Genomic DNA, 26,970 nt, shown 5'->3' on the forward strand with positions numbered 1-26,970 from the left:
AATCTCCTTTAAAAGTGATATACAAGGTAGTACATCAGCAACGTATTAATCACAAAAACTGAAAGAGCAATTGGTACTTGTGCTTTAATGACTGCGTTTTTGTCTTTCAATTCAAGCAGCATGGCAGGCACGACGTTAAAGTTCGCTGCCATAGGTGTTAAAAGCGTTCCGCAGTAACCCGCAAACATCCCTAACGCCGCCATAATAGCAGGGTTCCCTCCGTGCATATGTACAATCAGCGGAAGTCCAATGCCTCCAGTAATAACGGCAAACGCCGCAAATGCATTTCCCATTACAATCGTAAATAACAGCATCCCCAAGCAGTATGCAAGTACAGCAACAAATGCATAGTTAGTCGGCAGTACATCACTTACAATATCCGAGACTACTGTTCCAACGCCTGATTTTGAAAAGATACCGCCAAGTGCTGCCAGCATTTGCGGTAAAATAACTGCCCAGCCGACTGCTTGAAGCAAGCGGCTTCCTTCTTTAACAGGCACGTCCATTTTCGCTTTTGTGACGCCCATTGAAGCGATAAAAGCAATGACAGCAGCGATTGCCAGTGAAATTAACGTGACCTTTTCTGGATCAATTAACGCCCAGTTTCCAAATTTAATTTTGCCAAAAAGAAGGGTACCGATAATTGTAAAAATAGGAATAAATAAAGCTGGTAAAAAGATTTTATTCTTTAATCTTTGTGCGTGAGCCACTCGTTCTTCAGCAGGTGTTTCCGCTTCATTGGATTTAGTCACGCGGTTAAACGAAGCAAGCAGCACCATGATAATAACTAAGCACCCTACATAAAAAGGCGGAATCACGTTGCCAAATAAAAACGTAATGGAAAACAGCGCCCAGAATAGGGAAGATCCTAAACGGTTAGGATGGTTAGGGTCACGCGCAATTCGAATCGCGATAAAAGCGACAATAATACCGAGTAAGTAGTAAATCGTATCAAGTGTCAGGATGCTTTTCATTTAACTCGCCTCCGTCTTTGAAGATGATGTTGGTTTGTGCTTCGTCATTTTTTTGTGAATACGTCGGTCTAATTGACGGAAACGAATAGCGCTGATTACTAGAGCTGATATTGCAGTGGGAATACCCCAAAGCGCCATATCCCAGACGTCTACGTGAATGCCTACTGAGTCAAAGAAACCTTTCATTAAGAGAATTCCACCCGTTGCAATAAAGATATCTTCTCCGAAAAACCAGCCTGTATTTTCAGCTGCCGCTGCGTGGGCGCGAATATCTTCTTTTACTTTAGGAGGAAGCTCTCCGTATTTTGCACGAGCTGCCCCTTCAGACATAGGTGCAACTAACGGACGCACGGATTGAGCGTGTCCGCCGATATTTAAGCCGACTGCGGCTGAGATTTCACGGATGAAAAGGTATATAAGTAAAACATTTCCAGAAGAAGCGTTTTTGGCTTTTTTGATCAGCACTTCTGCTTGTTCTTTTAACCCGTATTTTTCTAACACGCCGAAGATAGGAAGAGTAAGTAAAATAGCCATAGACATATAGCGGTTATCTACAAAGAACTGTCCAAACATCGTGATTACTTCATGCAGCGACAAGCCTGATACAAGGCCTGTCACGATGCCTGCAACAGTCACCACAAGCAGTGTATTTAGACGAAATAAAAATCCCACTGCCACTAACAAAACCCCAATTAATTTCAACATAAAAAAATCCCCCCTGAGTATGTATAAATCGTGCTGTAAATTCACCTCCATTGCTTTTCTAAAAAAACAAAGATGTTTTGAGTATAAACAATTCTGAAAATTAAAACAAGATAGTTAAGACATAAAATAGTTATATTGGTGAACTAAAAGCATAAAAAGAAGGTTTATACACAACATGCATGTAGAAATAAAAGAGAGAATTTTGCCAAGAAGTTTGGGCAGAAACTTTTTAAGCTGATCTGCTGAAAACACCTCTCCTGAAATACCAAAAATGGTGTATAATGCTAAAAGGTAAGAATATAGAATTATATAGATTACATATAGGTAAAACTATATGACTATGTTTTAAACAATTTATTGAAGGGGGAAGGAGAATTTGAATTGTTCAAATTGCGGCCATCTTAATGATGGAGGGAAGTTTTGCGTGAAATGCGGTCATAAATTACAAGAAGAGGCAGCTGTAAGCCAGACGGCAGCAGCATCCGAATATCAGTCTCAATCTCAGCCGCAAACAGCGTATGTGCCTCAACAACCTAATCAGCGTGTTCGTCAGGCGAAAAAAGTGTCAAAATCATTTTTTAGTTATTTTACAGAAGGAATTAAAAATCCAACAGCTATAGCGCACGCAGCAGGTGAAAGTCAATTCGTTAATGCTCTTATCACGGTCATTCTTTATGCTCTTAGTATACCTATTATGCTGTATGTAGGCTGGAAGCTATTATTGATTCAATTTGTTCGAAGCATGTTCAAACTTCCTATTATCAGTGAAGAGCTGGCTCCATCCGACATGGAGGATTTTAATACGGGCACTGATTTAATAAAAGCCACAGATATCAATAGCATTATTCATTTTAATTTTACCGATTTTGTCTTTAAGCAAGGGATTTTCATTTTTATCGGACTCGCGGTTATTATTGGAGCAACATATGTTGCAGCAAAGTTTGGAAAAGTAGACGTTTCCTTTAAAGAATTTTTCTCACGCTTTGGCACGTTTATGATTATTCCAACAGCGCTTCTTCTAATTGGACTTGTACTTGCATTTCTTCATGTGGAATACTTCTCTTATTTTATGAATTTTGGTTTATTGAGTATTTTCCTTGTCGTTCCATTTACGATTGCCAGCTTTAAGCAAAACGGAACAAATGGGCTTGATCGTATCTATAGCACTCTTATTGTGTATGTAGTAATTACGATTGTGCTGACGTTTATTGCGAATGGTTTAGGAGAAGAAGCCAAAACCATTATTACGAGAATGGGAAACAGCAGTGAATTGAATGATCTATTTTAAGTCGACAGAAAGCATCGTATACAGCGGTGCTTTTTCATACCATTATAAAAAAGGAGTGTAGAAATTGGGATATTGCAGAGAGTGTGGCCATCAGTTAACAAATGAGCATGAATTTTGCCCGGAGTGTGGACATCCCGTCGAAAGGAAAGCGGCTTCTAGTGAAGGAGCAGCATCACAGCGTTACGCAGAACCTGCATCATCTTCAGTAGAGGAAGGAAGACAATCGGTAAAGCCTTCAAACAAAAAAACAAAGGTTATAACCATTTCAGTTATAGCAGCAGCTGCTATACTTGGCGGTGCTTATTACGGAATAGATAAAACAATGATGGCTCCTAAAGCCGTGTCAGAAAAATTTATTGCTTCAGTAAAGGGCAATGATGTTGACAAAGTAAAAAAATATGTAAATGATGGTCAAATTCAACTAGAAGCCAACGATGAACAAACAAAATCATTTATTACATATTTGCACGAAAATCCGGATGTAATGAAATCAATCTCTGAAGGACTAGCGGCAGATAGCAGAGCGCTTGAAGCAGGAGTTCCAAGCGAAGATCACTCTTCATACGCTAAGCTAGAACAAGACGGAAAGAAGTGGGGAATCTTTGATCATTACACGGTACAAATAAACCCTGTATATGCAAAAGCTCAGTCTACAGAAGATGCGACAGTAGTATATATTGACGGTCAAAAAGCTGGAACGGTAAGCAGTGACTCTTCTAAAAAGGTTGGTCCATTTTTACCTGGTACGCATATTGTAAAAGGTGAAGTGCAAAACGATTATGGAAAAGTTGAAAACGAACAAGAGATTGAAGCCACTAACGGAGAAGATGTGGACGTTGAGTTTGATTGGTCAGATCATGCGGTGTACATTTCTTCAGATTATGATGATGCGACGCTGTTCGTTAATGGTAAAGACACAAAAACAGAAATTGGCGATATTGATTATTTAGGCCCACTGCCAATGGATGGTTCTATAAAAATATATGCAAAACGTAAATTTGATTCTGGAGAAAAGAAAACGGAAGAAGTGTCAATTAAAAAAGGAATTGAAGATGTTGCGCTTAATTTTGACGAAGAAAATACGACAGAAGCTACGGCAAAAGCATCGGCCCCTTCTAAGAATCAAGAGACGACGGACAAAGGTTCAGAAGTTAATTCTGGAGTATCTACTAGTGAAGTTTCTAGTTTTATTGAACAATATATGTACGCTACAATTTCATCAATTAACAGTGGAGACTTTTCTGTGGCAGAGCCGTATATCGATACTAACGGACCAAAATACAAGGAACAAAAAGATTATACAGCTTACCTAATCAAAAAAGGCATAACAGAAGATTTATTAAGCTTTAACGTAAATAGAGTAACAAAAATTGATAACTCTATGTATAAAGTATATACAACAGAAGAGTATGACATTTCGTATGGAGACGGATCTGTGAAATATAAAAAATTCAACAGTATTCATAAAGTAAAAGAGTTATCTGATGGAAGTTTAGGTGTTTATCAGCTTATTAGTTCAACTGAAGTAAAGTAATAGCTAATAAATCACCCCTGAAACAGCAAATAACACGGTAGGTGAAAACAAATAAAAAAAGACGTCTTCTATGAAAAGACGTCTTTTTTTATGAATGAATCCCGATATCAAACCCAATACCTGGGATACTGCCGATCTTGAAATAAATTATTATACACGGTAGAAATCAATACAACCACACATGCACAAATCATAATAATACCTAAATATCCCCAGCCTGCTTGAGTATTAATAGCTACAATTGCGCTCGCCGCCGCGGGAGGATGAACGGTTTTGGTAAGAATCATTAAAATAAGAACAAAAGCAAGCACAATCGCGATAGTGATTAGACTTCGATGAAATAAACTCCAAATAATAAGTGCTGAAACCGTTGCGAGTAAATGACCTCCAAGCACGTGGCGCGGCTGTGATAAAGGACCTTTGTGAGCTCCGAAGACAAGTACGCAGCTTGCGCCAATCGGAGCAAGCGCCATTGGATAACCAAGTGCTAGTGCAATGGCGCTGCTGATGATAATCGCAATTAAGCCTCCGATAGAAGAAACGACTGCGTCTCTATAATTGATTTTCGGTTCTTCTTTTAGTTCTCCTTTCATCTTTTTAGCATAAGAGCTTAAGTAAGACAGAAAGGGGCTTTTTGTTTGTGAAAAACTTTTTTCAAATTCCATTTCTTATTTCCTTTCTCTTGTGTGAGTAAAAGTTATATGTCAAGTTGTATGTCAGAACATCTGCTATATTAAGTTAGTTTATAAGAAAAGAAGGATTACTGGAAGAGGAAAAATATCTTTTTTTAGTGGAAATTCTTTTTATGAACGAAAAAAGGTGGGGCAGGCGGTAGAAGGGTCTCTATGTGCAGTAAGGGCAAGAGAGATGTATAATAAACCTAGAGGTGACTAAAATTATGTATCTAGTAGACTACCATCATCACACAAACAATTCATTTGACTCACAGGCAGTCATGAAAGAAGTGTGCGAGCAAGCTGTAAAAAACGGCATAAACGAAATTTGTTTTACCGAACACTTTTCATTAAATCCATTAGCGCCAACGTACGGTCATATGGATTTCGATAAATATGAACGAGAACTAGCGGAATGCAGAGATCAGTTTCAAAATCAGCTAGTGATTAAAAAAGGAATTGAAATTTGTGAGCCGCACTATTTAAAAGAGAAGTATCAAGAAACGATGAAGCAAGAGAATTTTGATTTTATATTAGGGTCGGTGCATAACATTAATAACATCAAGCTTCGCAAACATTTGGAGCTGAACGATAAAGAAGCAATTTACCGCGCTTATTTTAATGAAATGTATAAGCTAGTAAGCGAAGCGGACATTGACGTGTTGGCTCATTTAGATTTAATGAAACGCTATGCGTTTGAGCAATATGGCATATATGACTTCCATCAATTTAAAGATATTCTTGCAGATATTTTGAAAAAAGCAATTGATCGTAATATTGGAATTGAAATTAACACTTCCGGTATAAGAGGGAAGCTGGGCGAAGCGCTGCCGGCACTTGAAGTCGTTAGGTTGTACCGCGATTTGGGCGGAGAAATTCTAACAATTGGATCTGATTCACACTTTTCCGAAACGGTAGGAGCACATATGAAAGAAGCAGTTGAAATGGCAAAACAGTGCGGATTTACGGAGATTTATACGTTTGATCAACGTAAGCCAAAAGGAATTCGTATTTAATAGAAGTGTGTTTCACTTTCTTCTAGAATAATAATAACTGAAAAAAGCACGCTCTAATTTGAGCGTGCTTTTTTAATTTAGTTCTGCTTAAGCTCCGATAAAAATCTCCGGACGTCTTCGATAGTCAGCCCCAGCGTGCGAGCTGCTTCCATAAGACTTACCCACTCTTGATCGATTGACAGTACATTTTCTTTTTTCATTACGATTCATCCACCCTTTGCCAGGGAACCCAGCTGTCGTAGCCAAAAATGGCCTTAGACCTGAAGCTTTGCGTCACTATTTTTCAATAGTTTTGCCCTTATCTGGATAATTTGTAATAGTATTCTTAATATACGGCTATTATACAAAATAATATTTGTAAAAGGTGTCGAAATAGGTCGATAGTTATAGAAAAATTACAAATCAATTAATTGACGTATCAGTTTGTTCTTCGGAACTTTAAATAATACTGAAATTCAATAAATTCTTCTTTTGTCATGCCGTCTTGAACGGCTCGTTCAATTAATTGAAGCCATTCTAGGTTGAGGACTGGCTTTGAAGTTAGAGCTGGACAGCTGATATCTCCCTCAATTAATTCATCAATCGTTGTGTGAAGAGAAGACGCGATTTTATCGAGCATTTGAAGAGAAGGATTATTATTTAACCCTTTTTCTAAATGAGACAAATACGATTTTGAAATATTGGCTTCTTCAGCCAAGCGTGTAATAGAATAGCCTTTTTTTAGTCGCAAATTCTTAATCTTTTCCCCTATCACATTCAGTTCATCCTCTTCTTATAGGTTTTTTGTTCATTATAACGCATATTTGTGCATCTTGTGTACATGAAAATATAAAATAAATAATATTTTGTTCTTTATAAAGAATAAAATAGGCTTAAATACCTATTCTTGATGCAGGTATATCATGCTATAATTCACTTACAAATTGTTCTTTATTAAGAATATTTGTCGATATATAGTATTTTTTATTCATTATAATGAACGTTCTGCCGAGCGTACAGAAAGAGAATGAACGAGCCGAATTACGTGATCTAAAAGAGTGATCGCGTTGTGCTACTACATTTTAGACAGGGGATTGTATGAAAAAGCGTTACGTAGAACTCGACTCTGTAAGAGGATTGGCCGCTTTATTTGTTGTGATTAATCATTACCTCATGATTTTCCCAAGTTTCAGTGAATACAGCTATCAAATTCATTCTTCTTTCCTGCTGTACGTGTTAAAAGAAAGTCCGCTACGGTTATTTTTTAGCAGCGGCAATGAGTCGGTTGTTTTGTTTTTTGTTTTAAGCGGTTTTGTATTAGCTCTTCCGTTTTATGAAAGCAGTTCTTTTCGTTACGGAGAATATGTAATTAGGCGAGTGTGCCGGATCTATCTTCCATATCTGTTTTCTGTGTGTCTTGCGATTGGATGTAAAGTACTTTTTGCTCAAGGAGGAATCAATGAATTAAGTCTATGGTTTAACAATTCTTGGAACATAAGAGAATCGCCAAGATTACTAATTGAACATTTCTTTTTAATCGGGACATACAATACTGATGCCTACAACAATGTGATTTGGTCACTTGTTCATGAAATGAGAATTTCTCTTTTGTTTCCTTTAATTTTGTTGGTATTAGTTAAGCTATCTAGTCAAAAAGTAATGAGGCTTTTCTTTTTCATTTTTGCATTGTCATCTCTGTTGTTATTGATAAATCAATCTTCATTAGCACCTACGAGTTATTTACTTTCATTTCATTATTTGCTTCTTTTTATGGCTGGTGCCATAACAGCTAAGTACAGAGATACTCTAATTCATGTATACCGTGCAAGAAGCTGGATGCAAAAAATAGGGATTATCACTATTGGCTTTGCACTCTATCTTTCTGAAGGCGTACTAACAAACTATGATATTACAAATAACTTTTTATGCCGAAATGTATTAGTAATGGCAGGAAGCTGTATTCTAATCGTTCTCGCATTAGCATCACCAGCTGCTTCTAAAATGTTGAAAAAAAAGCTGTTTACTTTATTAGGTGAAATTTCATATAGCTTATATTTAGTCCATTTAATTGTCTTATTTTCGTTTATTTATCTTCTGCATGGACGGTTGCCGTATGAAATAATTTTATGTCTTTGTTTCTTTGCATCATTTTGTTTGGCTATTGGAGTTAACCGTTTTGTTGAGAAACCTTCATGCAAATTTGGAAAGATGTTAGTTAAAAATAAGAATATAGCTTTAAAAAATAATAGAGGTACAATTAGCCGCTATTAAGGCATTCTGAGTCATAAATGATTAGTTGGAGGGACATTATTATGCAAGATAAGCTTCAGCTTAAGGACTTCTTTTACATCTTAAAAAAAAGGTGGCTGACTGTTTTAGCCACTATGCTGTTAGCCAGCACAAGTATTGCTGCGGTAAGTTTCTATGTGCTTAAGCCAACATATCAAGCTTCAGCTCAAGTGCTGGTAAATCAAGCAACTTCTAAAAATGTAGATGAAATCGCAAATATTACACAGCTGAACACACAATTGATTTCTTCGTACATCGATTTTATTAAAAATCCTATTGTGTTAAAAGGAGTAAAAGATGAATTGAGCTTAAAAAGCTCAATAAAAGATTTAAGTGATGAAATCACCGTTCAGCACAATGAAAACTCTCAGTTTATTAATATTACAGTCAGAGATCACGATTCTAAACAAGTAAGTGAAATTGCAAACAGAGTCGCTTTTCTATCAAAAAATCAAGCTGAGAAGCTGATGAAAGGAAGCAATATTCAAGTGCTGACAGATCCTTCTGACAGTGAACAAATTTTCCCCAAGCCGCTTCCTGTAGCAGCCATAGCAATTGTCGTAAGCTTCATGCTTGGAATAGCGATTGCTGTCCTTCGTGAATACGCAGATGACTCACTTCGAAATGAAGATGAAATTGAGAAGCTTATCGGTCTCCCTGTCATTGGGCATATTGAACTCCAACCTCGAAAAATGAAGCGAAACCAAAAGCAAGGCAGTGATCAGCCAAAGAATAGGAGGGAGAACCTTGAGTTTTAAACGAAGAAAGTATCCATTTTCACTTTATCAAGATGCCAAAACTATCAACCAAACAAATATGATTCGAAAAAATGTTGAGGTTCTGCTGAATAGTGAAGCCAAATGCCTGACAATCACATCAGCGGAATTGAATGACAAAAAGCCTCTTATAACGGCAAAGTTAGGACTTTCATTTGCCGAACAAGGGAAAAACGTTCTTCTTATTGACGGAAACGTGCATTGTCCTTCTCTTCATCAGCTCTTTGACCTTGGAAGTTCAGAAGGATTAACGGATGTGTTAGTAAACGGGAAAGGCCGGCATGTACCCATTAAACAAACATCATACAAAGGACTGGACGTGCTTACGGCCGGATCTCACTTTCGAAACGCATCCACGCTGTTTGTTTCCAAGTATTTTGATGAGCTCATAAAAAGATGGAAAGAAGAATACGATTTGATTCTTTTTGAAACACCTCAGTTTTTAGAAGAGACAGATTCTCATATTCTTGCAGCAAAATGTGATGCCACCATGCTTGTTGTGGAAGAACGCAAAACAAAAGCAGATGCCGTTGTCAAAACAAAAAATATGCTGGAAAAAGCGCGGATTCATGTACTAGGCGTTATTTGGAGTCCGTCTCACTAGCTCCTCACTTTATATAGAAGGAAGTGAAACGATGAATCAAATTGTCTCGAAAACGATTAGTGATTCCGACGTGCTAAAAAAAGAATTTACACTTTTTTACTCACTGTGTAAACGCATGTTTGATATTGTGATTTCGTTTATAGCTCTTGTGGTTTTGCTACCTGTTATTTTGTTGTTTGCGCTTATTGTGATGATTGAAACACCGGGTTCACCTTTCTTTCTTCAAGAGCGTCTGGGTCAAAGCGGCAGGCCATTTACCATCATGAAGCTGCGTTCGATGTACAGTGACGCGGAAAAAAACGGAGCGCAGTGGGCAGTTAAAAATGACAGCCGCGTTACCAGAGTAGGAAAGCTGATTCGCCAAACGCGAATTGATGAACTGCCTCAGCTGTGGAATGTATTAAAAGGCGATATGTCGATTGTCGGTCCAAGACCTGAAAGAGCAGTATTTATAGAAGAATTTCAAAAAACACTTCCTTCGTTTAGTCAGCGGCTTGCTGTTAAGCCTGGACTAACAGGCTGGGCGCAAATTAACGGAGGATATGAGTTAACGCCAGCAGAAAAGCTGGAGCTCGATCTTTACTACATTCAACATACGAATATACGGTTTGACGTGAAGATTATGATAAAAACGCTAAGAGTCATTGTAACAGGAGACGGATCAAGATAGGAGAGGGATAACATGAAAAGAGTATTAGTTACAGGCGGATGCGGTTTTATTGGGTCACATATGGCAGAGCTTCTTTATCAAAACGGATTTGAAGTAAAGGTAATCGACAATCTATCAACGGGAAAAATAGCAAACTTAGAAAATCGAGGCATTTCTTTTCACTACGGAGATATTGTGAGTGAAGAATTAGATAAAGTATTTGCCGAGTTTAAACCTCATTATGTTGTTCACCAAGCGGCTCAAGTGAGCGTGGCTCATTCCGTTACTAATTTTCATCATGACGCCAATGTTAATATTCAAGGAACGATCAACATTATTAATGCATGCAAAAAACACGGAGCTGAAAAAATCATTTTTGCTTCATCAGCTGCCGTGTACGGAAATACGAACGTTACTTCAATTACGCTTACTCATCCAACGAGTCCAGCTTCACCTTACGGACTGTCAAAGTTTACGTCTGAAGAATATTTGAAGCTTGCCAAACAGCTGTATGATATTGACTACGTTATTCTTCGCTACAGCAACGTGTACGGTCCACGGCAAAATTCGCAGGGGGAAGGCGGCGTAATTTCAATCTTTTTTGACCGGTTTGTTACGAACCAGCAGCCGATTATTTACGGAAGCGGCCGTCAAACAAGAGATTTTATTTACGTAGAAGACGTGAGCCAGGCGTGTTTACAAGCCATTCAGTATGAAGGATGCGGCACGTTTAATATTTCCAATAACAGCAGCATCAGCATCAACGAACTCTTTTTTACGATGAAAAGCATATCCGGCAGTCACTTAACACCTGCTTATCACAGCGTGCGTGAAGGTGATATTGCAGACAGCAGACTGTGCAATAAAGAAAGCATCAAAGTGCTGAAGTGGTCGCCTGCTTTTACGCTTGAAAAAGGCTTGGCCAAAACGTATGACTATTATCATGAAACGCTAGCTCAGCGATTTGCTAAAACGATGGAGTAAGAGGGATGTATGAAGAAAAATTCCATTTGGAAAAACATTGTTCACTTATTTATTAGTACCGTTGTATCACGTTTGTTAAATGCAGCTGCGCTTATCGTACTGGCACAGTATTTAAGCGCAGCTAGTTACGGTAGATTCAGCGTAGCGCTAGCTTTTGCAATGATATTAGGCTACTTTACTGACGTTGGCTTAAGCAATACGGTTCTTCGCGAAGGCTCTAAAAAGCAGGCGGACGTGGATCATCTTTTGTCATCGTATGTGAAAATGAGAATTCTGCTTTTGCTTGCGACGTTTGCAGGAGCGTATATAGTGATTTCCTTGTTTTATCACGAAGCATCACTTGTAAAGATGATGTATTACTTGATTGTGCCGATGGTGACAGGACTTGCGATGCAAAGCATCGGGATTACGTATTTTCAGCTTACTGAACAAATGCATCACTTAGGAGCCATTCGGATCTATTCAGCTCTTTTGCTTGTTGTTTTACTCACAGCTGGGATGCTGATGCATGCAAGCGCGTTTTTTATTTCGTTTTTGTTTGGCTTTTCCTACTTTTTAGCAGGAGTGTACGGTCTGTGGATGGTTGAGAAAAGAGTATCGTTTAATTTTAAAAAGCGAATTCAACGGGGGCTGCTGAAAAATATCGGCTCATTTATTGTAAGCGGACTGCTGATTATGCTGCTGCCGCAGCTTGGTCCAATCGTATTAGAAAATACAATTCCGCTTGCAGCCGTCGGCGTGTTTGCCGTTGCGTACCGCATTCCATCGGCGCTGTATCAAGTTCCAGGAATTGTAGCAGGTGCGTTTTATCCAGTATTATTTCGCCACTATAATCATCAGAAGACAGACAAACATTTACAGTTAAATATTCTTCAAGTGAAGCTTATGAGTTTAGTAGGAATGATAACGGCGCTACCTTTTTATCATTTATCCGATCTTGCCGTGTCTTTATTGTTTGGAGAGAAATGGGCTGCGGCCGGAGATGCGTTAAAGTGGCTGTCGCTGATGCTGATTTTCCAAGGCCTAAGTGTAGCATTAGCGGACGGTTTAACAACAAAAGGACTTCAAGGAAGAAGAACGGGCGTTCAGCTGGTTGCTGTTATAGCTGGAATTGCTTGTTACTACTTTTTAAGCGCTGCTTATTCTGTGATGGGAGCTGTGTATGCCGCGCTTTTAATTGAAGGCATTTTATTTATCGGCTGCTGGTTATGCAATCCAGAAAGAGTCATTATCATGCGTAAAACCTTTCCAATTTTTGTTTTATTATTTGGAAGCACGCTTGCAATTACCACGCTGTTTTTTTCAAAGCATCCGTTTATCGCGCTATGCGTAAACATGCTGCTTGTGTTTGTATTAACACTGCTAGATAAAGAGATTAGAAATCAAGCGCTAGGCTACCTGCAAAAAAACAAACCAGTAAACGTAGAGAACAGAAAGGAGGCACAAAATGGATAGTGTATATGTACAGAATCGAAAATCGCCCGTTTTGTTTTGCCTTTTTGTTCTTGTCACGCTAAGCAAATATAACGTCAATATTGGTTTTGCATTAAAACCGTACATGATTTTTTTATTTGCACTTCTGCTGCTTAGCTTTGCTTCTTTTTACGTCTATAAGCTTCAAGCATATGAAGTGCTGCTGCTTTTATTTTATCTTTTTTACTGTATGACCGGAGCGTTTTCTCTGTATCCAGAAGCGAGTCTTCGTATTATGCTAGGAGTTTTGCTTATTCTCGTTTGCTACTTTTTAATGAAATATGTCATAGCAGAGTTTCATAGCGGCAGCATCAAACGTGCGTTAACCGGAGCTGGCATTCTTTTTAACGGCGTGAGTTTGCTGCTTTATATGGCGGGTCTTCAAGCTGTTCATTTTCAATTTGCCTCCGATGTAGAAATTATCAAATGGGGCGTGATGATTGACCGCAGCTATCCGCGTTTGATTGGCGTGCTGGATGATCCTAATATTTATGTATTTTATAATACGCTGTTTTTCACTTACTTTTTAACGAATAGCGGTAGTACTAAAAATAAAGTCGGACTTTTACTTAGCACATTAGCAAGCGTTTTAACGTTCTCGCGAGGCGGATTAATTGCCATGGTCGCTGTGTTGATTCTGTATTTGCTCATTACTCGATCGCTTAACAGTCTCAAAACAGTTCTTTCGTTTGTGTTTTTATTTGGTTTGCTTGCTCTTATCGCCCATTTTATGACGAATTTTAACGTGTTTACAATTTTAACGGAACGGGCCGATGATTTTTTACATGACGGAGGAAGCGGAAGGTTTTCGCTGTGGAATCGGGCATTTGAGTTTTTTTCATCGCATCCGTTTGCCGGAATCGGCGCTTTTAACTTTTTAGAGTACAACTCGTTTTACTACGGTGAAGCGCTGTACGTTCATAACACGTTTTTAGAGATTTTATCAGAGACGGGTATGATTGGTTTTTGCTTATATTTCAGCTTTTTACTTCTTGTGTTGCTTCAGCTTTTGAAACAAAAAATTCATAAACAAGAACCTTACTTATTTTTAACGTTTGTTGGTTTTTTGCTTCAAATGATGTCACTTTCGTTAATTGTAAATGAGCTGTTCTTTTTATACTTAGCGCTGCTGTCAGGCTATTTACGAAATCATCAAAGTGAGGAGAGTGCGAGATGAATCTTTTAAACTTTCAACAAAATCAGCCCCTCGTTTCAATCGTTACACCTGCCTATAACTGCGCAGCCTTCATTTCATCCACCATCAAATCCGTGCAGCAGCAAACCTACCTCAACTGGGAGCTGCTTGTGATTGACGACTGTTCAACAGATGAAACGGCTGAAGTAGTAAAGAAATTCAGTAGAAAAGATCAACGTATTCAGCTGCTTCAGCTTACAAAAAATTCAGGAGCCGCAGCGGCACGTAATGAAGGTATAAATGCAGCAAACGGACGTTTTCTTGCCTTTTTAGACAGCGATGATGTATGGCACGCAGAAAAACTTACAAAACAAGTGGCATTTATGCTTGAAAAAAACTGCGCTTTTTCCTATACAGGCTACAGCATCATCAATGAAAAAGGTGAAAAAACAGGCGTTGAAGTGAACGTTCCTAAAAGCGTTGATTACAAGACGCTTGTGGGAAACACCATTATCGGCTGTTTGACGGTGATGCTTGATAAAAAACAAATTTCCGCAATTTCAATGCCAAGCATTCAGCCAGAAGACACGGCACTGTGGCTGTCGCTGCTGAGAAAAGGCTATACTGCGTACGGTCTTCAAGAGTCACTTGCTTATTACCGTCTTGTATCTCACTCGGTTTCTAGAAACAAGCTGAAAGCAGCGACAAGGTATTGGAACCTTCTTCGTAAGCAAGAGCGGCTGCCTCTATGGAAAAGCACGACTTATTTTGTGCAGTACAGCGTGAATGCGTATGCCAAAAGTAAAAACCTCTCAAAATCGTAAAGGATGTGAAGTCGTGAAAAACGTACTTTTAATTACGGATAAATTGATTACAGGCGGAGCAGAAACGTATTTTTGTAAGCTCGAAAATCAGTTGAATCATCCGGATATCACCGTATACACAGCAGCTGCAATGGGAGAACTGTACAACAAAATTCAATATAAAAAACGGTTTACGCCTTTAAGCAGAAAAAATCATCTTCACAACCTTTATGTACTTTGGAAAAAAGTGCGTGATTGTCAAATTGACATCATTCATGCCAACAGCCTGCGCATGGTGATGTATGCAGTATGCGTAAATCGAATGCTGCAAAAAAAAGTAAAAATACTTTATACAAAGCATAATGTAACGGTGCTTGAACAAAAGGCAAAAAGCTTTTTTTGTAAACTCGTAAACTCTTATGTGCATGGAGTGATTACGGTCAGCCGTTTTGAACAAGAGCAGTTGATGAACCTCGGCGTGAATAGTGGTAAAGTAACAACCATTTATAACGGAGTGGATTTGAATCAGTTTGTATTTAAAGAAAAGTCTGCTTCACTCGACTGTCATATTGGCCTGTTGGCACGAGCTTCAAAAGAAAAAAATCACGAGCTGTTTATCGAAATTGCATCATTGCTCCGAGATCATGAACATATGAAGTTTCATATCGGAGGAGGAGGTCCTGAGCTGCAGCGAATTCAAGAGCTTATCCAGCAGCAAGGCTTGTCTCATAAGATAAAGATATGGGGAGAAGTAGAAGATCCAGAAGCGTTTATTGCAAAAATGGATATGCTTCTGTTAACTTCTCACCGTGAAGTCTTTCCAATGGTTGTTTTAGAAGCAATGGCCGTCGGTACACCGATGATTTCAATTGATGTAGGAGGCGTGAAAGAAGCAATAGCAGACGGAGATACGGGCTATTTAATCCCGACTTATTCACCTCAAGCATTTGCCGAAAAAATAACGGAACTGTACGCCGAGCAAGAACAAAAGCAGCGTTTTGCGAAAGGCGCTAGAAAAAAAGTCGAGCAGCACTTTACATCGAGTCAAATGATTGCATCCACTGCTAATCAATACGTAAACGTGAGCGGAAAAAGCTTCTAACACAGAAGCTTTTTTTCTATGAAAACAGTGAACCACAAGTAGTCAAAAAGCATAAATTAATAGAAGCAGTACATGCTTTACACCTGCTGAGAAAGCGAGATGAGTTTAATGGAAAACTGCAGTGAAGAAAGAATAGTAGACGCCGTTTGTTTCGGTATGAAAAGAGACGGCGTGACGGATGATGCCCCTGCGATACAGCAAGCAATTGATTACGCAGCTAGCAACAATTTATCACGCGTACTACTAACAGGAAACTATACGTACGCCATCGCATCACCCATTGTGATTAAGCCGTCTATTTCGTTTGAAATGGACAGCGGAACCAAACTTAAAGTAACGGGAAACTATCATGTATTTACGCTGCAAAAAGATGCGTCGATTTCAGGTGGAACAGTTGAAGTGGCCGACCCATCATTTACCTCTTCGGTCATTTACCTTCACGGATCGCAGCAATTAGAAACAGGAAACAAAACGACGATAAGCAACATCAGCATGATTAATACGTCTGGTGCTTATAACGGAAAAGGCATTTATTTTTACTGCCAAAAGGCATGGGATTTTATTAGCTTTGTGAACGTATCATTTGTACACCTTCGCAATTTTGAAAGGGGTGTGCTGCTGCAAACCGAAAAAATCACCAACATCAATACGCCTGCATGGATTAACGCGAATAACTTTAGCTATTTATCAATTGACGGCTGTCAGTATGGAATTGACGTAGCTGGCATTAGCGACGTGCCGTATGAAACGTCAGGAAACAGCTTTAGTCATTTTCAAATGCAGTGCCGCAGCCAAACGAAACGAGCAATTAAATGTTCAGGTGCTTACAACACCTTTGAAGGACATATTTGGGATACGTATTTAATGAACGGCGGAGAACCGCCCGTAGAATTTACGAGTATCGCACATCGAAATCAGCTTGCCTCCAACCTTTTATCCACATCTATTTTAAACAACGGACAGTATAATGATATTATTTCTCCTTTTGAACAAACCCGAAACATATTTGCTCCAGGTCTTCCAGGAAAACCGGATATAATCGGCAATCAAGACGATATTTTCGTACAAGCTGATAAAAAATATACCGTCAAGCAAATTGCTGGAAAAGCCCCGTACGGAGGAAGCATCAGCAACTGCTTCAGCTTAATTGATGAACAAAGCATGAACTACCTCGACGTGCCGGCTTCAGCTCCTGTTGTAATCGAAATGGATTTTAGCTCGAATCCAATTAAAATGCTGAATATGGCAGGCGTTTCATTTGGATGGGGTGAGTCGCCTAAAAATATTAAATTTGAATATCTAACAGCACTAGACGGGGCATGGACAACAGCAAAAGACGTAAAAAACAACTTAGGAAACACGGTAACGGCAGAAGTGCGAGCCAATACGCTGTATAAAATGAGACTTACGCTAAGCGAATATACAAAAGACCACAAACGCTTTCGAATTAACCGCATATTCGGTACGTCTTCTATGATGCCAGGTTCCTCTTGGGTGGCAACGTCCGGAAGCAAAATGTATGGAAACCTCGAGTTTCAGCAAGGAAACAGCCTGATCCTTAAATCTCCTGACGGACAAAGCTGGAAGCTAAGCGTCGATAACACAGGGAAAGTCTCCGGGACAAAAATCTAAGTAGAGAAATTATTTTTAAACCAGCTTCTTTTTATGAGAAGCTATTTTTTATGTCAATAAAAAGTCATGAATGTACTATGGATAGAACAAGCCCTATGACCGATGAATACAACGAAGTGAATCAAGTGCTTTACTCAGGGAGGCAAAGAATCGCCTCTTTAAAGTTTTTTTCTTAATATAGTAAAATCATCCACCCAGTATTATAATGAGTGGTTTTATTTAGTTTTTGTTCCTAGTTATAAAAACTTCTTGAAGGTTGAAAGCTTTACCCGTAGATATGTTAAAGAGGATTAGTTTATATTTTTTTAGCAGGCAACTTCAATAATGGAGGAGGATGAAACCCTATTTAGACAACGTCAAGAGAATTGTCATTATAATTTAACTATATACAGACATAGGTACATACGATTGTAATATGGTTATTAATGTAATTTTTAAAGAGGATAATAATGAATTTGTTGGTCACAGGAGGGTTAGGCTTTATTGGAAGTAATTTTATTAAATTTATGCTTGCAAGTTACAAAGAATGTAAGATTATTAATTTAGATAAAATTACTTATGTAGGAAATTTAGATAACTTAAAAAAGGTGAAAAGTAATAGTAGTTATAAGTTCGTTCAAGGGGATATATGTGACGCGAAGTTAGTAGAAACTGTGATTAAAGAGAAAGAAATAGATGTAATTGTTAATTTTGCCGCTGAATCTCACGTCGATAGAAGCTTTCTAACGCCTCATGTATTTGTTCAGACTAACATTATGGGAACACAAATATTATTAGATTTAGCGATGAAAAATGATATTAAGAAATATGTACAAATATCTACAGATGAGGTGTACGGTGAATTAGGGAATAATGGTTATTTTAATGAAAAAACCTCTTTATCTCCCACGAACCCTTATTCAGCCAGTAAAGCAGGAGCAGATTTTATAGTTAAAGCTTACCATGATACCTATGGAATTGACGTGAGCTTTTTGCGCTTTGCCAATACTTATGGACCATTTCAATACCCTGAAAAATTGATTCCAATGACAATTACAAATGCTTTAGAAAATAACTATATTGCTGTACATGGTAATGGAGCAAGCATACGTGACTGGTTATTTGTAAAGGATAACATACGTGCCATTGATTTGGTTATTCATAAAGGTAAAGCAGGAAATGTATATAATATAGGAGCTCGAGAAGAGAGGAGCACTATAGATGTGGTAGAGACAATTTTAGAAATATTGGATAAGCCAAAAAGTTTGATACATTTTGTAGATGACCGGCTATCTCAAGATTATCGATATGCTAATGATCCCTCGAAAATTATGGAAGAATTAGGATGGTTTCCTACTTACGATTTTAGAGAAGGGATTCTCGAAACAATTAAATGGTATGAACATAACAACACTTGGTGGCAGCCCTTAAAAGATATAGGAAAAGAGAGTTTGTTATTACGTTAAATAAGTATTTGTCTGATAATCTGTTTATTAATCAAGAAACTAATAAAAATATATTTAACGAGAAGATAAAAACGAATGTATAGATAATGAAATGCCTTTTTGAATATGGTTTCTTAGTGAATATATACCTATTTATCTTAAAGTACTTCCTTTGTAACCAATAATGTAGTATTTTGAAGGTATTTGATAATAATGGAAAGGAAGTTATATTAGATGACAGTTATAGATAAAGCATTTGCAGTAACTAAGGGGAGTTTACTAAAGTTTAAGCTTTCGAAATCAGGTAAGTTGCCACGATTAAGAGGAGGATGTTCAGTAAAATCTCAAGGCCAGATTGTAGCAGGAGACAACTTGTCAATTACAGGGCGTCCCATAAAAGTAAGCTTGAATACCGAGAACAAAGAATCGAAAATAGTATTTGGAAATAATGTGTTTATTAATTACGGTGTAGATATAGGGTGTGCTAGATCAGTTAGAATTGGGGATAATGTAAAGATAGGTCCATTGACAAATATAATTGACAGTAATTATCATCTTGTAGATTCTAATGATTCTCTAAAGAGTGAGCAAGTAGTAATTGAAAATAACGTCTGGATTGGACGAGGTTGTTCAATTTTGAGCGGCGTAACAATTGGTGAAAATTCCGTTGTGGCAGCTGGAAGTGTAGTAAATAAAGATGTACCGCCTAATGTGCTAGTAGCCGGTTCCCCAGCAAAAATAGTTAAAAATTTGGAAATAAAAGACGGATGGATCAGAGACTAGAAAATTATAGTGTTTACATAGAACATCCCCATCAATTATTGATGGGGATGTTCTCATATAGCTATTCATAAGTTTGAAGGTCAGGAAGTTCGTCAAGTGTAATGACATAAGGGCTGTTATACACCCTCAATAAATGCTCTCGGCTATTTATAATACCATCTTTCAAGTATTCATCTTTCCAAGTAAGAAACCAACTCCATGAGATATGGTAATCCTTCAAATCAGTTGGATCAGGAATAGGTCCATTTTCTGATAAGCTTACAAGTTTTTTGTTGCTTACAAGTGAATTCAATCGATCATATTGCAAACTTATCGCATTGTAGTTCCCAGCCTTAGGATAGGAATCATAGCTAACAATATCTACATATCTATCACCTGGATACCAATCTTCAGATACAGAATTCCATACCCAAATAATATTGTTAATTTTATGATAGTAAGTTATTCGATCATACATCAGTTTGTATAGCTGCTTAGCTGGTTCAGGACCCTTTGCACCCCACCAAAACCATCCGCCTTCAGCTTCGTGCAACGGTCTAAATAGAATTGGAACTTTGGCATCTTGCAGTCTTTTTAGCTGCACGGCAATTGCGTCAATATCCCGTAAAAGCAAACGGTAATCTTCGGAGTCTTTATGTTCCATAGCATATTGAAGATTAAAGGTCGTTGCACTTTTATAGGAACCTTTGTACCACTCTTTTCCGGGCTGCTTAACAAGGTCTTTAGGAGCATTCCAATGCCATGAAAATGTAACGATTCCTCCTTGCTGATGCCATTTGATTGCTTCTTCTACTTGACTTGATTGACGTCCGTAGGCAACTTTAGACGGAGAATAATCAGTAAAATCAAACCCTGCAACGGCAGGCTTCTTACCAATATTATTATTTAGCCATTGAACACCGGACATATCCTGTTGGCCAGATAAAATTTTCGTTCCATATTGATCTACAAGAAAATTCATTAATGATTTAGTTTCTCTTGTTGCATGTTGATTTACAGGTTCTTTATTAATCGAAGCTTTATTACTTTTATATGTGGAAGTGTTCGATGCAGACTGTGGAGTAAGTTTAATATAATCTAAATCGTAATAGCCCCATCCGGATCTTATTTTTATAGTGTTTTTGCCTTTATACAACAGTACTTTCCCCACGTTCAATTCTTTAAATTTATCAGATTCTTTTAATATTATTTGCACAGAAGGTTCACTATTTAAATTTATCGCAGCGTGTTTCTCCCCATTTCCGCTTGAAACTCTATAGCGTATAGCTAATTTATACAAACCTTCTCGAGGTGCATCGATAATAAAAATAGCAGAATCATCTTTTTTATGAAAATTAGTTACGTATCCATCTCCGGAATAACCGCTAACTTCTTTGCTTGTTTTTGCTCCGTTTAATATAGATTTTTCAGCTTCATAAATCTGACTGGTGTTAGTTTTTTGTATGGTAGGGGGGTTATTAGGCTTATTAGTAACTACATAAATAATTCCGATTAATAATAGAGTGAGCAGCAGATAAAGTGCAAGCTTCTTTTTCAAAGTTTCATCTCCTTACAATTGATTTATTAATTATAAAACAACGATAAATGTATGTATGAATTCAGTATCTACTAAAATAGATACAGTAATATTATCATAAAATGGAAATGGATCATCAACTTTATAAAATTAATTTAGTGTGAAGTTTTAGTGCGGATAATCCATGATAATTGAGAAATCATATTGGAAATAAACGTTCATATTCATCTATTGCTGATTAGTTAGTAAGCAAGACCAAGATAAAGTTAAATTTAAAACCCCTTGAACACGTCTTTCACTCAAGGGGTTTTAAGAGGAATAGCTTCAATTTAAATTGGAGACTTTACTCGTTTTTTTATTTCTAAAGTTATACAAGAAAAATAAAAATAGGGCTCCTCCAAATGAATCAATCATTACATCAGCAATACGTCCATCACGGCCAATAATAAATGCTTGATGAATCTCATCTAAAAAAGCAAAAGCGGCTAGCAGAAGCCATGCTTTTAAAAAACGTCCCCGTATTTCTTTTAAATTCCAATAAAATAATAGAGCCAGTATACCGAAAAATGAAATATGAGCCAGTTTACGCAAAATAAATTCTAAATCAAACCCATAGGAATAAGCGTCATAAAAATCACTGCCAGGTTTCAAAATGTCCCATAACGTTGCATCATGATTCCATACAGATGAATTTCGCCACGTGCTAGGGTCTGTAATTAATAAGTGGGGGGTATGGGAGAAATGTGCAATGCTTAACATCATTAATAAAAGTACTATTTTTTTTATCATACAAAAAATTCCTTCTTTATTAGACTATTCACATATAGTAAGAGAAAAAGGCCTGAAATGCAAGTTATTTTCTAGTGCATACTTTATAAAAGAAAATTTTTTTATAAGCTTTTTCTTTTTATATAAGTGAAATCTTAAAGGGGATTTTAATATCTTTGTTTAGAGCTGACGTTTGTTTAAATATTACTAATTTACTATTCAGAATATTAAATAGGTCAAAACAACTAAAGTCGAAAAACCATCTTTTGAGGAGCTTTTTAAGTCATTTTATGCTTTTTAGAATACAGATGACAATATTCGACAAAAAACTCATATCCAACAAAAATTCTATATGATAATATTGATTTCGAGATAATTCTAAAGTATTAATAAAATCCAATTTTTAAACATTTGTTGATGAACAATATTATTACTATGGTACAAAATAGTTTAAAAAAAGACCCTTGAGAAGAGTCTTGCTTTTGTTAAGTAAACAATGAAAAAAACTACACAGCCAGTATGTTTCGGTATTCACCGGAGCATACTGGCTTATTTTGTTTGAAGTCTTGGTGACTAGTAAAATTAGGTATATACCTCGGCTGCTTAAACCAATTTATTTTCTATCTTATGTAAAGAAGAGGGTAATTCCTCTGTATTAAGCTGAGAAAAAACGATCCTAAATAAATGATGCCTTAATCTAGAAAAAGATAAAAATCAGAGACTTCTCATGAGTTCGCTAAGATTTTGTAAAACTTCTTTTTTATATTTTGTAATATATATGAACTTGCGCCGTAGTCGCTTTCTCCGTATGATATTGGCAGGACTTTCGCCAAAATACAGATATTCTTTCTTCCAAAAGTAAAATTCCCGCTATGTTATTCTTCGTCCACCTGAACCTTTACTTCATTTTGTCTATCCTTATATTTTTATAACAATTGAGTTACTTCCTTCTTTATAATAGTTAAACGAATATAGTAGTTATCTATCTTAAAATAGAAGCAAATAATAATCCTTTGTGTCACTTTTACAGGTATAATTATATTTTGTAACATTCATGTTTTTTCAAAACCGATATCTTTTCACTTGGGATAGTTGAAAGGAATTAATTGCAGTAGAAATTACAAACAGTAAGCAATTAAGGGAGGCTTAAAATCCTTCTTTTTTCGTCTTGAGGTAAAAAAAGACTTCTAAGTGCCGATAATATTAAAGTAAATTACCTTTCATTCAATTTTCACTAAAAAGACATAGGGTATATACATAAAGGGCAAGAACTAAAATATAATTTATAGGAGAAATAACGTGTTTTTTACGTCTAAAATATTTTATCACTGGCACCGTATTAGATTAGCATTTTTGGAACTATTAATAGAAGGCTGTGTGGACCGGAAAATAAAAAATAAATTAAAGAGCAAAATTAACTATCATAAGCAGAAAATGAGAGAGTATCAAAAGACTAACTTTAATCCTCTCGAAAGAGGGAAATAGTACAAAGAAATACTACATAAAAAAAGCTATAGGAGATTGCAAGGAATGTTTAAGCGTAATGTAATTAATGCTTTATTTTTAGGTTCAATTCTATTTATTATTGGTTTAACGATGTTTCCAGAAGCTTCGTTGGGTATCGGTGTAGACCAAGGGGGCATTAATCTTGTGCCCTTTTATACAATTGGAGATTTATTACTTCATCGCTCTTTTGGCGATTTTATAATAAATAATATGGGGAATATTATTTTGTTTGTCCCTTTTGGTATCTTGTTACCCTTTAAATTCCATAGTATAAGTAGTTTTTCAAAAGCGTGCTTAATAGGAATGGCATTTTCATTGCTGATTGAAATTGTTCAACTGTCCATGCCTAATAGGTGGACCGATATAGATGACGTTATTTTAAATACTTTAGGAACGGGGATCGGTTACGGCTTATCTAAATTATTAAAAAATATTTCGAAAACAGCATAGAAATATACAAGCAAGAGAGTGTATACCAGTTCTATCTTTATTGAGAAAAAGGTGCGATTTCTAATTTCTAGGAAGGCAACTATGCGAATTTAAACAAAATATAGAAATAGAAGAGCGCTAATTTCTGCGCTCTTTTATTTGCGAAAATAAATAATTTAAAATATATCTTTTGTTCCTTAATTGAAATAAAATTATTCCTTAGATATGTTCTAGTAATTTAGCAGACCTAACTTTATTTGTAAGTTTCAGTGTATTTTTAGTATATTTTCATGGTTTTTTCATTTTTCATCGCTATAATAACTCACGTGAAAATTCCTATACAAAAATCAAAAGATTAGGATGGAAAGCTAACAGTCTAAGTTAAATAACTATGACAGCTGGAATGTCTGGTAAAAGGGGAACTTAAAGTGATAGAGTTTTTTAAAAAGATTTTAAAGTGTAAGATTAAGGAGCAACATAAAGTAGAAATTTCTTCTGGTAGATGTATTCGATGTGGAAAAGAAATCGTTAAGTAATGTCTGATTGAGAGAAAAGTCCTTCCAAGATTGGAGGGGCTTTTTTATGCGCACTCGTTATTATAAGTAAGAAATGTCAGGCACCCATAGTGGAAAAGCAAGAAGATAAACATCCTAATATTGAGGGCTATAAGAATTATATATACAGATTAATTAGGTGAAATTGCTGAAGGATATGATAATTTTAATAGTCGCACATTCAAAAGCATGAGGGTAGTGATGATTCTCTTTGAGAGTATATCAATTGGTTGGTAGATAAATTATTTAACTAAAGACAAATGCTGATCTAATAAAACAAAGAATTTCTGCTTAAAAGAATTATATATAAAGAAAAAATTGGTTTATCTACTAAACTATTTAGGTTTTAAAAAATCTTTGATTATATTAAAATAAAATCCTTCTATGGTAAAATATACTTCATTAACTAGATTGGAGAATGAATTAATGAAAGTAATTTTAATGGGCGTGGCTTTATTAACATGCTTAGCACTAGGCTGGTTTCATGGAGAGGCATTTGCAGAAGTTGAACAACCCTCTCAATGTGCCTCATATGGTGAAATTAAGCAAAAACAGAATCCCTCACTGCAGCATGTAAATTGTTTATTGACGAATGCAGCGCTAGAAGCAAATATCCCTCCAGAAATCGTAAAAGCAGTAGCTACAAAAGAAAGCGGAGCAACAGAAGAGAGTCGTATTTGGAGTCAATTTGACAACGAAGGTAAGCCTAGGATTTCTCAAGATGGTGGAATTGGGCTTATGCAAATTACCAATCATTCAACCTATGATCAAGAAAGATTAAAATATGATATTTATTACAATATTCAGGCAGGTGTTCAAATACTCAGTAATATGTATAGTCGAACTGATCTTCCTAAAATAAAAGGAGCGGGAAGAGAAACTATTGAAAATTGGTATTTCCCAGTAATGGCTTACAATGGGATCAAGCCGGTAAATAGCCCTCTTTATCAATTCACTGGTGAAAGAAATACGGAAGCGTATCAAGAAAAAGTTTTTGCTTTGATAGAATACTACAGTTTTGTAGATGACCCTAAACTTAAGTTAGGAAAATTTCCTTTTGCTACAGAAGATTTTTCCTACGATGTATCTCAAGATGAAAATATTAAATTCCTAAAAAAAGAGTATACTTTAACTGATGAGTTGCATTCATCAGCCTACAATTTTGTATTAGGTAATAAAGTAACGGTAACAGGTGATGTCGCTAATTTAAGGTCACAACCAGGTACGCCATCGGATGCTAGCAAATTAGTTAAAGGTACAACGTTGATCGTTGATGGAGATTTTAAATATAATCAAGATTCAAGCAGTGAAAGGCAATTTGTATGGTATCCAGTTAGTACATTAGATCAGCAATTAACGGGATATATTTCATCAGCCTACCTTATGAAAAGTTATATTCCAGGGAAAGTTACGAAAGTGAGTATGAGTACAGACAAGGCAAGCCCTCAAACAGAAGGAACACCTATAACTGTGACAGCAACATCTGAAGGAAGCAGTGACCCGGAATACCGTTTTTATGTGAGAGATGAAAAAGGAACTCTTACGATGCTACAGGAGTATGGAACAAGTAATAAAGTAACATGGACCCCTCAAAGTAAAGGAACCTACACCTTAATTGTGCATGCCAAAGATAAGAGTAAATCAGGCGCAAATAGTTACTATGAAGCACGCGCAGAGAAGACTTACCAAGTAGAAGCAGGAAAAGTTACGAAGGTGACTATGAGTACAGACAAGGCAAGCCCTCAAACAGAAGGAACACCTATAACTGTGACAGCAACATCTGAAGGAAGCAGTGACCCGGAATACCGTTTTTATGTGAGAGATGAAAAAGGAACTCTTACGATGCTACAGGAGTATGGAACGAGTAATAAAGTAACATGGACCCCTCAAAGCAAAGGAACCTACACCTTAATTGTGCATGCCAAAGATAAGAGTAAGTCGGGGGCAAATAGTTACTATGAAGCACGCGCAGAGAAGACTTACCAAGTAGAAGCAGAAAAAGTTACGAAGGTGAGTATGAGTACGGACATGGCAAGCCCTCAAACAGAAGGAACACCTATAACCGTGACAGCAACATCTGAAGGAAGCAGTGACCCGGAATACCGTTTTTATGTGAGAGATGAAAAAGGAACACTTACCACGTTACAGGAGTATGGAACAAGTAATAAAGTGACATGGATCCCTCAAAGTAAAGGAACTTACACCTTAATTGTGCATGCCAAAGATAAAAGTAAGTCAGGCGCAAATAGTTATTATGAAGCTAGGATATATACTGCTTATACTATAAAATGACTGACATGTAACTCTATCATTGAAAAATGATAGAGTTTTTTATTGACCAAAGAATTCAGACTCGGTTGTTATCCAATAAAG

The 26,970-nt window shown here is 36.8% G+C and carries 24 protein-coding genes and 1 riboswitch; of the genes, 17 read left to right on the forward strand and 7 right to left on the reverse strand.

Annotation, left to right across the window (positions count from 1 at the left end; genetic code table 11):
- Nucleotides 1-8: 8 nt before the first annotated feature.
- Together JNUCC25_RS05570 and JNUCC25_RS05575 are read right to left on the reverse strand one after the other, a co-directional pair.
- Nucleotides 9-974, reverse strand: a complete 966-nt coding sequence (locus JNUCC25_RS05570; RefSeq protein ID WP_055989202.1) for a DUF979 domain-containing protein — start codon at nucleotides 972-974, stop codon at nucleotides 9-11.
- Entirely contained in the window at nucleotides 975-1,679 is a 705-nt protein-coding gene (locus JNUCC25_RS05575; RefSeq protein ID WP_013055804.1) for a DUF969 domain-containing protein, read from the reverse strand.
- A 376-nt stretch (nucleotides 1,680-2,055) separates the two neighbouring features.
- Here JNUCC25_RS05575 and JNUCC25_RS05580 point away from each other — a divergent pair, with 376 nt between their 5' ends.
- Nucleotides 2,056-2,967, forward strand: coding sequence for a zinc ribbon domain-containing protein (locus tag JNUCC25_RS05580; protein ID WP_053486937.1), 912 nt, complete (start codon nucleotides 2,056-2,058; stop codon nucleotides 2,965-2,967).
- 64 nt (nucleotides 2,968-3,031) lie between these two features.
- Nucleotides 3,032-4,501, forward strand: a complete 1,470-nt coding sequence (locus tag JNUCC25_RS05585) for a zinc ribbon domain-containing protein (RefSeq protein ID WP_454222912.1) — start codon at nucleotides 3,032-3,034, stop codon at nucleotides 4,499-4,501.
- A gap of 107 nt (nucleotides 4,502-4,608) precedes the next feature.
- On the opposite strand, the gene JNUCC25_RS05590 is transcribed toward JNUCC25_RS05585, so the two are convergent.
- Nucleotides 4,609-5,166, reverse strand: a complete 558-nt coding sequence (locus tag JNUCC25_RS05590; RefSeq protein WP_064471387.1) for an HPP family protein — start codon at nucleotides 5,164-5,166, stop codon at nucleotides 4,609-4,611.
- 233 nt (nucleotides 5,167-5,399) lie between these two features.
- On the opposite strand from JNUCC25_RS05590, the gene JNUCC25_RS05595 reads away from it, so the two are divergent.
- Nucleotides 5,400-6,191 (forward strand): histidinol-phosphatase HisJ family protein, encoded by a 792-nt coding sequence (locus JNUCC25_RS05595; protein WP_064471388.1) that lies wholly within the window; start codon nucleotides 5,400-5,402, stop codon nucleotides 6,189-6,191.
- 77 nt (nucleotides 6,192-6,268) lie between these two features.
- Here JNUCC25_RS05595 and JNUCC25_RS05600 read toward each other — a convergent pair whose 3' ends face one another.
- Together JNUCC25_RS05600 and JNUCC25_RS05605 are read right to left on the reverse strand one after the other, a co-directional pair.
- Nucleotides 6,269-6,391 carry an anti-repressor SinI family protein gene (locus JNUCC25_RS05600; RefSeq protein WP_082888740.1) on the reverse strand — a complete coding sequence of 41 codons (123 nt, stop codon included), beginning with the start codon at nucleotides 6,389-6,391 and terminating at the stop codon, nucleotides 6,269-6,271.
- Nucleotides 6,392-6,411: 20 nt separating this feature from the next.
- A riboswitch (cyclic di-GMP riboswitch) is annotated at nucleotides 6,412-6,498 on the reverse strand.
- 111 nt (nucleotides 6,499-6,609) lie between these two features.
- Nucleotides 6,610-6,945 carry a helix-turn-helix domain-containing protein gene (locus JNUCC25_RS05605; RefSeq protein WP_064471389.1) on the reverse strand — a complete coding sequence of 112 codons (336 nt, stop codon included), beginning with the start codon at nucleotides 6,943-6,945 and terminating at the stop codon, nucleotides 6,610-6,612.
- A 323-nt stretch (nucleotides 6,946-7,268) separates the two neighbouring features.
- Between JNUCC25_RS05605 and JNUCC25_RS05610 the strand changes: the two genes are divergently transcribed.
- The 12 genes from JNUCC25_RS05610 (at nucleotide 7,269) to JNUCC25_RS05665 (ending at nucleotide 19,824) form a co-directional block, all read left to right on the forward strand.
- Entirely contained in the window at nucleotides 7,269-8,441 is a 1,173-nt protein-coding gene (locus JNUCC25_RS05610; protein ID WP_454222914.1) for an acyltransferase family protein, read from the forward strand.
- Between the two features lie 41 nt (nucleotides 8,442-8,482).
- Entirely contained in the window at nucleotides 8,483-9,217 is a 735-nt protein-coding gene (locus JNUCC25_RS05615; RefSeq protein ID WP_338789187.1) for a YveK family protein, read from the forward strand.
- A complete protein-coding gene (locus tag JNUCC25_RS05620) occupies nucleotides 9,207-9,839 on the forward strand; it encodes a CpsD/CapB family tyrosine-protein kinase (RefSeq protein ID WP_338789188.1) in 633 nt (210 codons plus the stop codon). Before JNUCC25_RS05615 ends, JNUCC25_RS05620 begins: the two co-directional genes overlap by 11 nt.
- Nucleotides 9,840-9,870: 31 nt before the next feature.
- Nucleotides 9,871-10,509, forward strand: coding sequence for a sugar transferase (locus JNUCC25_RS05625; RefSeq protein WP_013055814.1), 639 nt, complete (start codon nucleotides 9,871-9,873; stop codon nucleotides 10,507-10,509).
- A gap of 12 nt (nucleotides 10,510-10,521) precedes the next feature.
- Nucleotides 10,522-11,472 carry an NAD-dependent epimerase/dehydratase family protein gene (locus tag JNUCC25_RS05630; RefSeq protein WP_454222917.1) on the forward strand — a complete coding sequence of 317 codons (951 nt, stop codon included), beginning with the start codon at nucleotides 10,522-10,524 and terminating at the stop codon, nucleotides 11,470-11,472.
- Nucleotides 11,473-11,481: 9 nt separating this feature from the next.
- Nucleotides 11,482-12,927: an oligosaccharide flippase family protein gene (locus tag JNUCC25_RS05635; RefSeq protein WP_454222919.1), complete on the forward strand. Its 1,446-nt coding sequence runs from the start codon at nucleotides 11,482-11,484 to the stop codon at nucleotides 12,925-12,927.
- A complete protein-coding gene (locus tag JNUCC25_RS05640) occupies nucleotides 12,920-14,122 on the forward strand; it encodes an O-antigen ligase family protein (RefSeq protein WP_454222921.1) in 1,203 nt (400 codons plus the stop codon). Before JNUCC25_RS05635 ends, JNUCC25_RS05640 begins: the two co-directional genes overlap by 8 nt.
- Nucleotides 14,119-14,904, forward strand: a complete 786-nt coding sequence (locus tag JNUCC25_RS05645) for a glycosyltransferase family 2 protein (RefSeq protein WP_013055818.1) — start codon at nucleotides 14,119-14,121, stop codon at nucleotides 14,902-14,904. The genes JNUCC25_RS05640 and JNUCC25_RS05645 overlap by 4 nt, the downstream gene beginning before the upstream one ends.
- 13 nt (nucleotides 14,905-14,917) lie before the next feature.
- Nucleotides 14,918-15,985 (forward strand): glycosyltransferase family 4 protein, encoded by a 1,068-nt coding sequence (locus tag JNUCC25_RS05650; RefSeq protein WP_454222923.1) that lies wholly within the window; start codon nucleotides 14,918-14,920, stop codon nucleotides 15,983-15,985.
- Nucleotides 15,986-16,084: 99 nt separating this feature from the next.
- Entirely contained in the window at nucleotides 16,085-17,617 is a 1,533-nt protein-coding gene (locus JNUCC25_RS05655; protein ID WP_454222925.1) for a hypothetical protein, read from the forward strand.
- A 449-nt stretch (nucleotides 17,618-18,066) separates the two neighbouring features.
- Nucleotides 18,067-19,062: a dTDP-glucose 4,6-dehydratase gene (rfbB, locus tag JNUCC25_RS05660; protein ID WP_207371935.1), complete on the forward strand. Its 996-nt coding sequence runs from the start codon at nucleotides 18,067-18,069 to the stop codon at nucleotides 19,060-19,062.
- A gap of 213 nt (nucleotides 19,063-19,275) precedes the next feature.
- On the forward strand, nucleotides 19,276-19,824 hold the full coding sequence (locus JNUCC25_RS05665; RefSeq protein ID WP_207371936.1) for an acyltransferase: 549 nt from the start codon (nucleotides 19,276-19,278) through the stop codon (nucleotides 19,822-19,824).
- A gap of 61 nt (nucleotides 19,825-19,885) precedes the next feature.
- Here JNUCC25_RS05665 and JNUCC25_RS05670 read toward each other — a convergent pair whose 3' ends face one another.
- Nucleotides 19,886-21,361, reverse strand: a complete 1,476-nt coding sequence (locus tag JNUCC25_RS05670) for a glycosyl hydrolase (protein WP_207371937.1) — start codon at nucleotides 21,359-21,361, stop codon at nucleotides 19,886-19,888.
- A 303-nt stretch (nucleotides 21,362-21,664) separates the two neighbouring features.
- Complete coding sequence (locus tag JNUCC25_RS05675) at nucleotides 21,665-22,129, reverse strand: VanZ family protein (protein ID WP_454222929.1); 465 nt, start codon at nucleotides 22,127-22,129, stop codon at nucleotides 21,665-21,667.
- A gap of 1,509 nt (nucleotides 22,130-23,638) precedes the next feature.
- On the opposite strand from JNUCC25_RS05675, the gene JNUCC25_RS05680 reads away from it, so the two are divergent.
- Complete coding sequence (locus JNUCC25_RS05680) at nucleotides 23,639-24,064, forward strand: VanZ family protein (RefSeq protein WP_207371939.1); 426 nt, start codon at nucleotides 23,639-23,641, stop codon at nucleotides 24,062-24,064.
- A 959-nt stretch (nucleotides 24,065-25,023) separates the two neighbouring features.
- A complete protein-coding gene (locus tag JNUCC25_RS05685) occupies nucleotides 25,024-26,889 on the forward strand; it encodes a transglycosylase SLT domain-containing protein (protein ID WP_454222931.1) in 1,866 nt (621 codons plus the stop codon).
- The last annotated feature ends 81 nt before the right edge of the window (nucleotides 26,890-26,970 follow it).

The sequence above is a fragment of the Priestia sp. JNUCC 25 genome (assembly GCF_053667915.1).

What these genes read in the sequence shown, in the direction of transcription:
- JNUCC25_RS05575 (WP_013055804.1), bottom strand. Translation starts at nt 1,679, where the DNA reads ATGTTGAAATTAATTGGGGTTTTGTTAGTGGCAGTGGGATTTTTATTT.
- JNUCC25_RS05665 (WP_207371936.1), top strand. Translation starts at nt 19,276, where the DNA reads ATGACAGTTATAGATAAAGCATTTGCAGTAACTAAGGGGAGTTTACTA.
- JNUCC25_RS05600 (WP_082888740.1), bottom strand. Translation starts at nt 6,391, where the DNA reads ATGAAAAAAGAAAATGTACTGTCAATCGATCAAGAGTGGGTAAGTCTT.
- JNUCC25_RS05685 (WP_454222931.1), top strand. Translation starts at nt 25,024, where the DNA reads ATGAAAGTAATTTTAATGGGCGTGGCTTTATTAACATGCTTAGCACTA.
- JNUCC25_RS05630 (WP_454222917.1), top strand. Translation starts at nt 10,522, where the DNA reads ATGAAAAGAGTATTAGTTACAGGCGGATGCGGTTTTATTGGGTCACAT.
- JNUCC25_RS05590 (WP_064471387.1), bottom strand. Translation starts at nt 5,166, where the DNA reads ATGGAATTTGAAAAAAGTTTTTCACAAACAAAAAGCCCCTTTCTGTCT.
- JNUCC25_RS05675 (WP_454222929.1), bottom strand. Translation starts at nt 22,129, where the DNA reads ATGATAAAAAAAATAGTACTTTTATTAATGATGTTAAGCATTGCACAT.
- JNUCC25_RS05595 (WP_064471388.1), top strand. Translation starts at nt 5,400, where the DNA reads ATGTATCTAGTAGACTACCATCATCACACAAACAATTCATTTGACTCA.
- rfbB (WP_207371935.1), top strand. Translation starts at nt 18,067, where the DNA reads ATGAATTTGTTGGTCACAGGAGGGTTAGGCTTTATTGGAAGTAATTTT.
- JNUCC25_RS05680 (WP_207371939.1), top strand. Translation starts at nt 23,639, where the DNA reads ATGTTTAAGCGTAATGTAATTAATGCTTTATTTTTAGGTTCAATTCTA.
- JNUCC25_RS05610 (WP_454222914.1), top strand. Translation starts at nt 7,269, where the DNA reads ATGAAAAAGCGTTACGTAGAACTCGACTCTGTAAGAGGATTGGCCGCT.
- JNUCC25_RS05635 (WP_454222919.1), top strand. Translation starts at nt 11,482, where the DNA reads ATGAAGAAAAATTCCATTTGGAAAAACATTGTTCACTTATTTATTAGT.
- JNUCC25_RS05645 (WP_013055818.1), top strand. Translation starts at nt 14,119, where the DNA reads ATGAATCTTTTAAACTTTCAACAAAATCAGCCCCTCGTTTCAATCGTT.
- JNUCC25_RS05640 (WP_454222921.1), top strand. Translation starts at nt 12,920, where the DNA reads ATGGATAGTGTATATGTACAGAATCGAAAATCGCCCGTTTTGTTTTGC.
- JNUCC25_RS05625 (WP_013055814.1), top strand. Translation starts at nt 9,871, where the DNA reads ATGAATCAAATTGTCTCGAAAACGATTAGTGATTCCGACGTGCTAAAA.
- JNUCC25_RS05655 (WP_454222925.1), top strand. Translation starts at nt 16,085, where the DNA reads ATGAGTTTAATGGAAAACTGCAGTGAAGAAAGAATAGTAGACGCCGTT.
- JNUCC25_RS05615 (WP_338789187.1), top strand. Translation starts at nt 8,483, where the DNA reads ATGCAAGATAAGCTTCAGCTTAAGGACTTCTTTTACATCTTAAAAAAA.
- JNUCC25_RS05570 (WP_055989202.1), bottom strand. Translation starts at nt 974, where the DNA reads ATGAAAAGCATCCTGACACTTGATACGATTTACTACTTACTCGGTATT.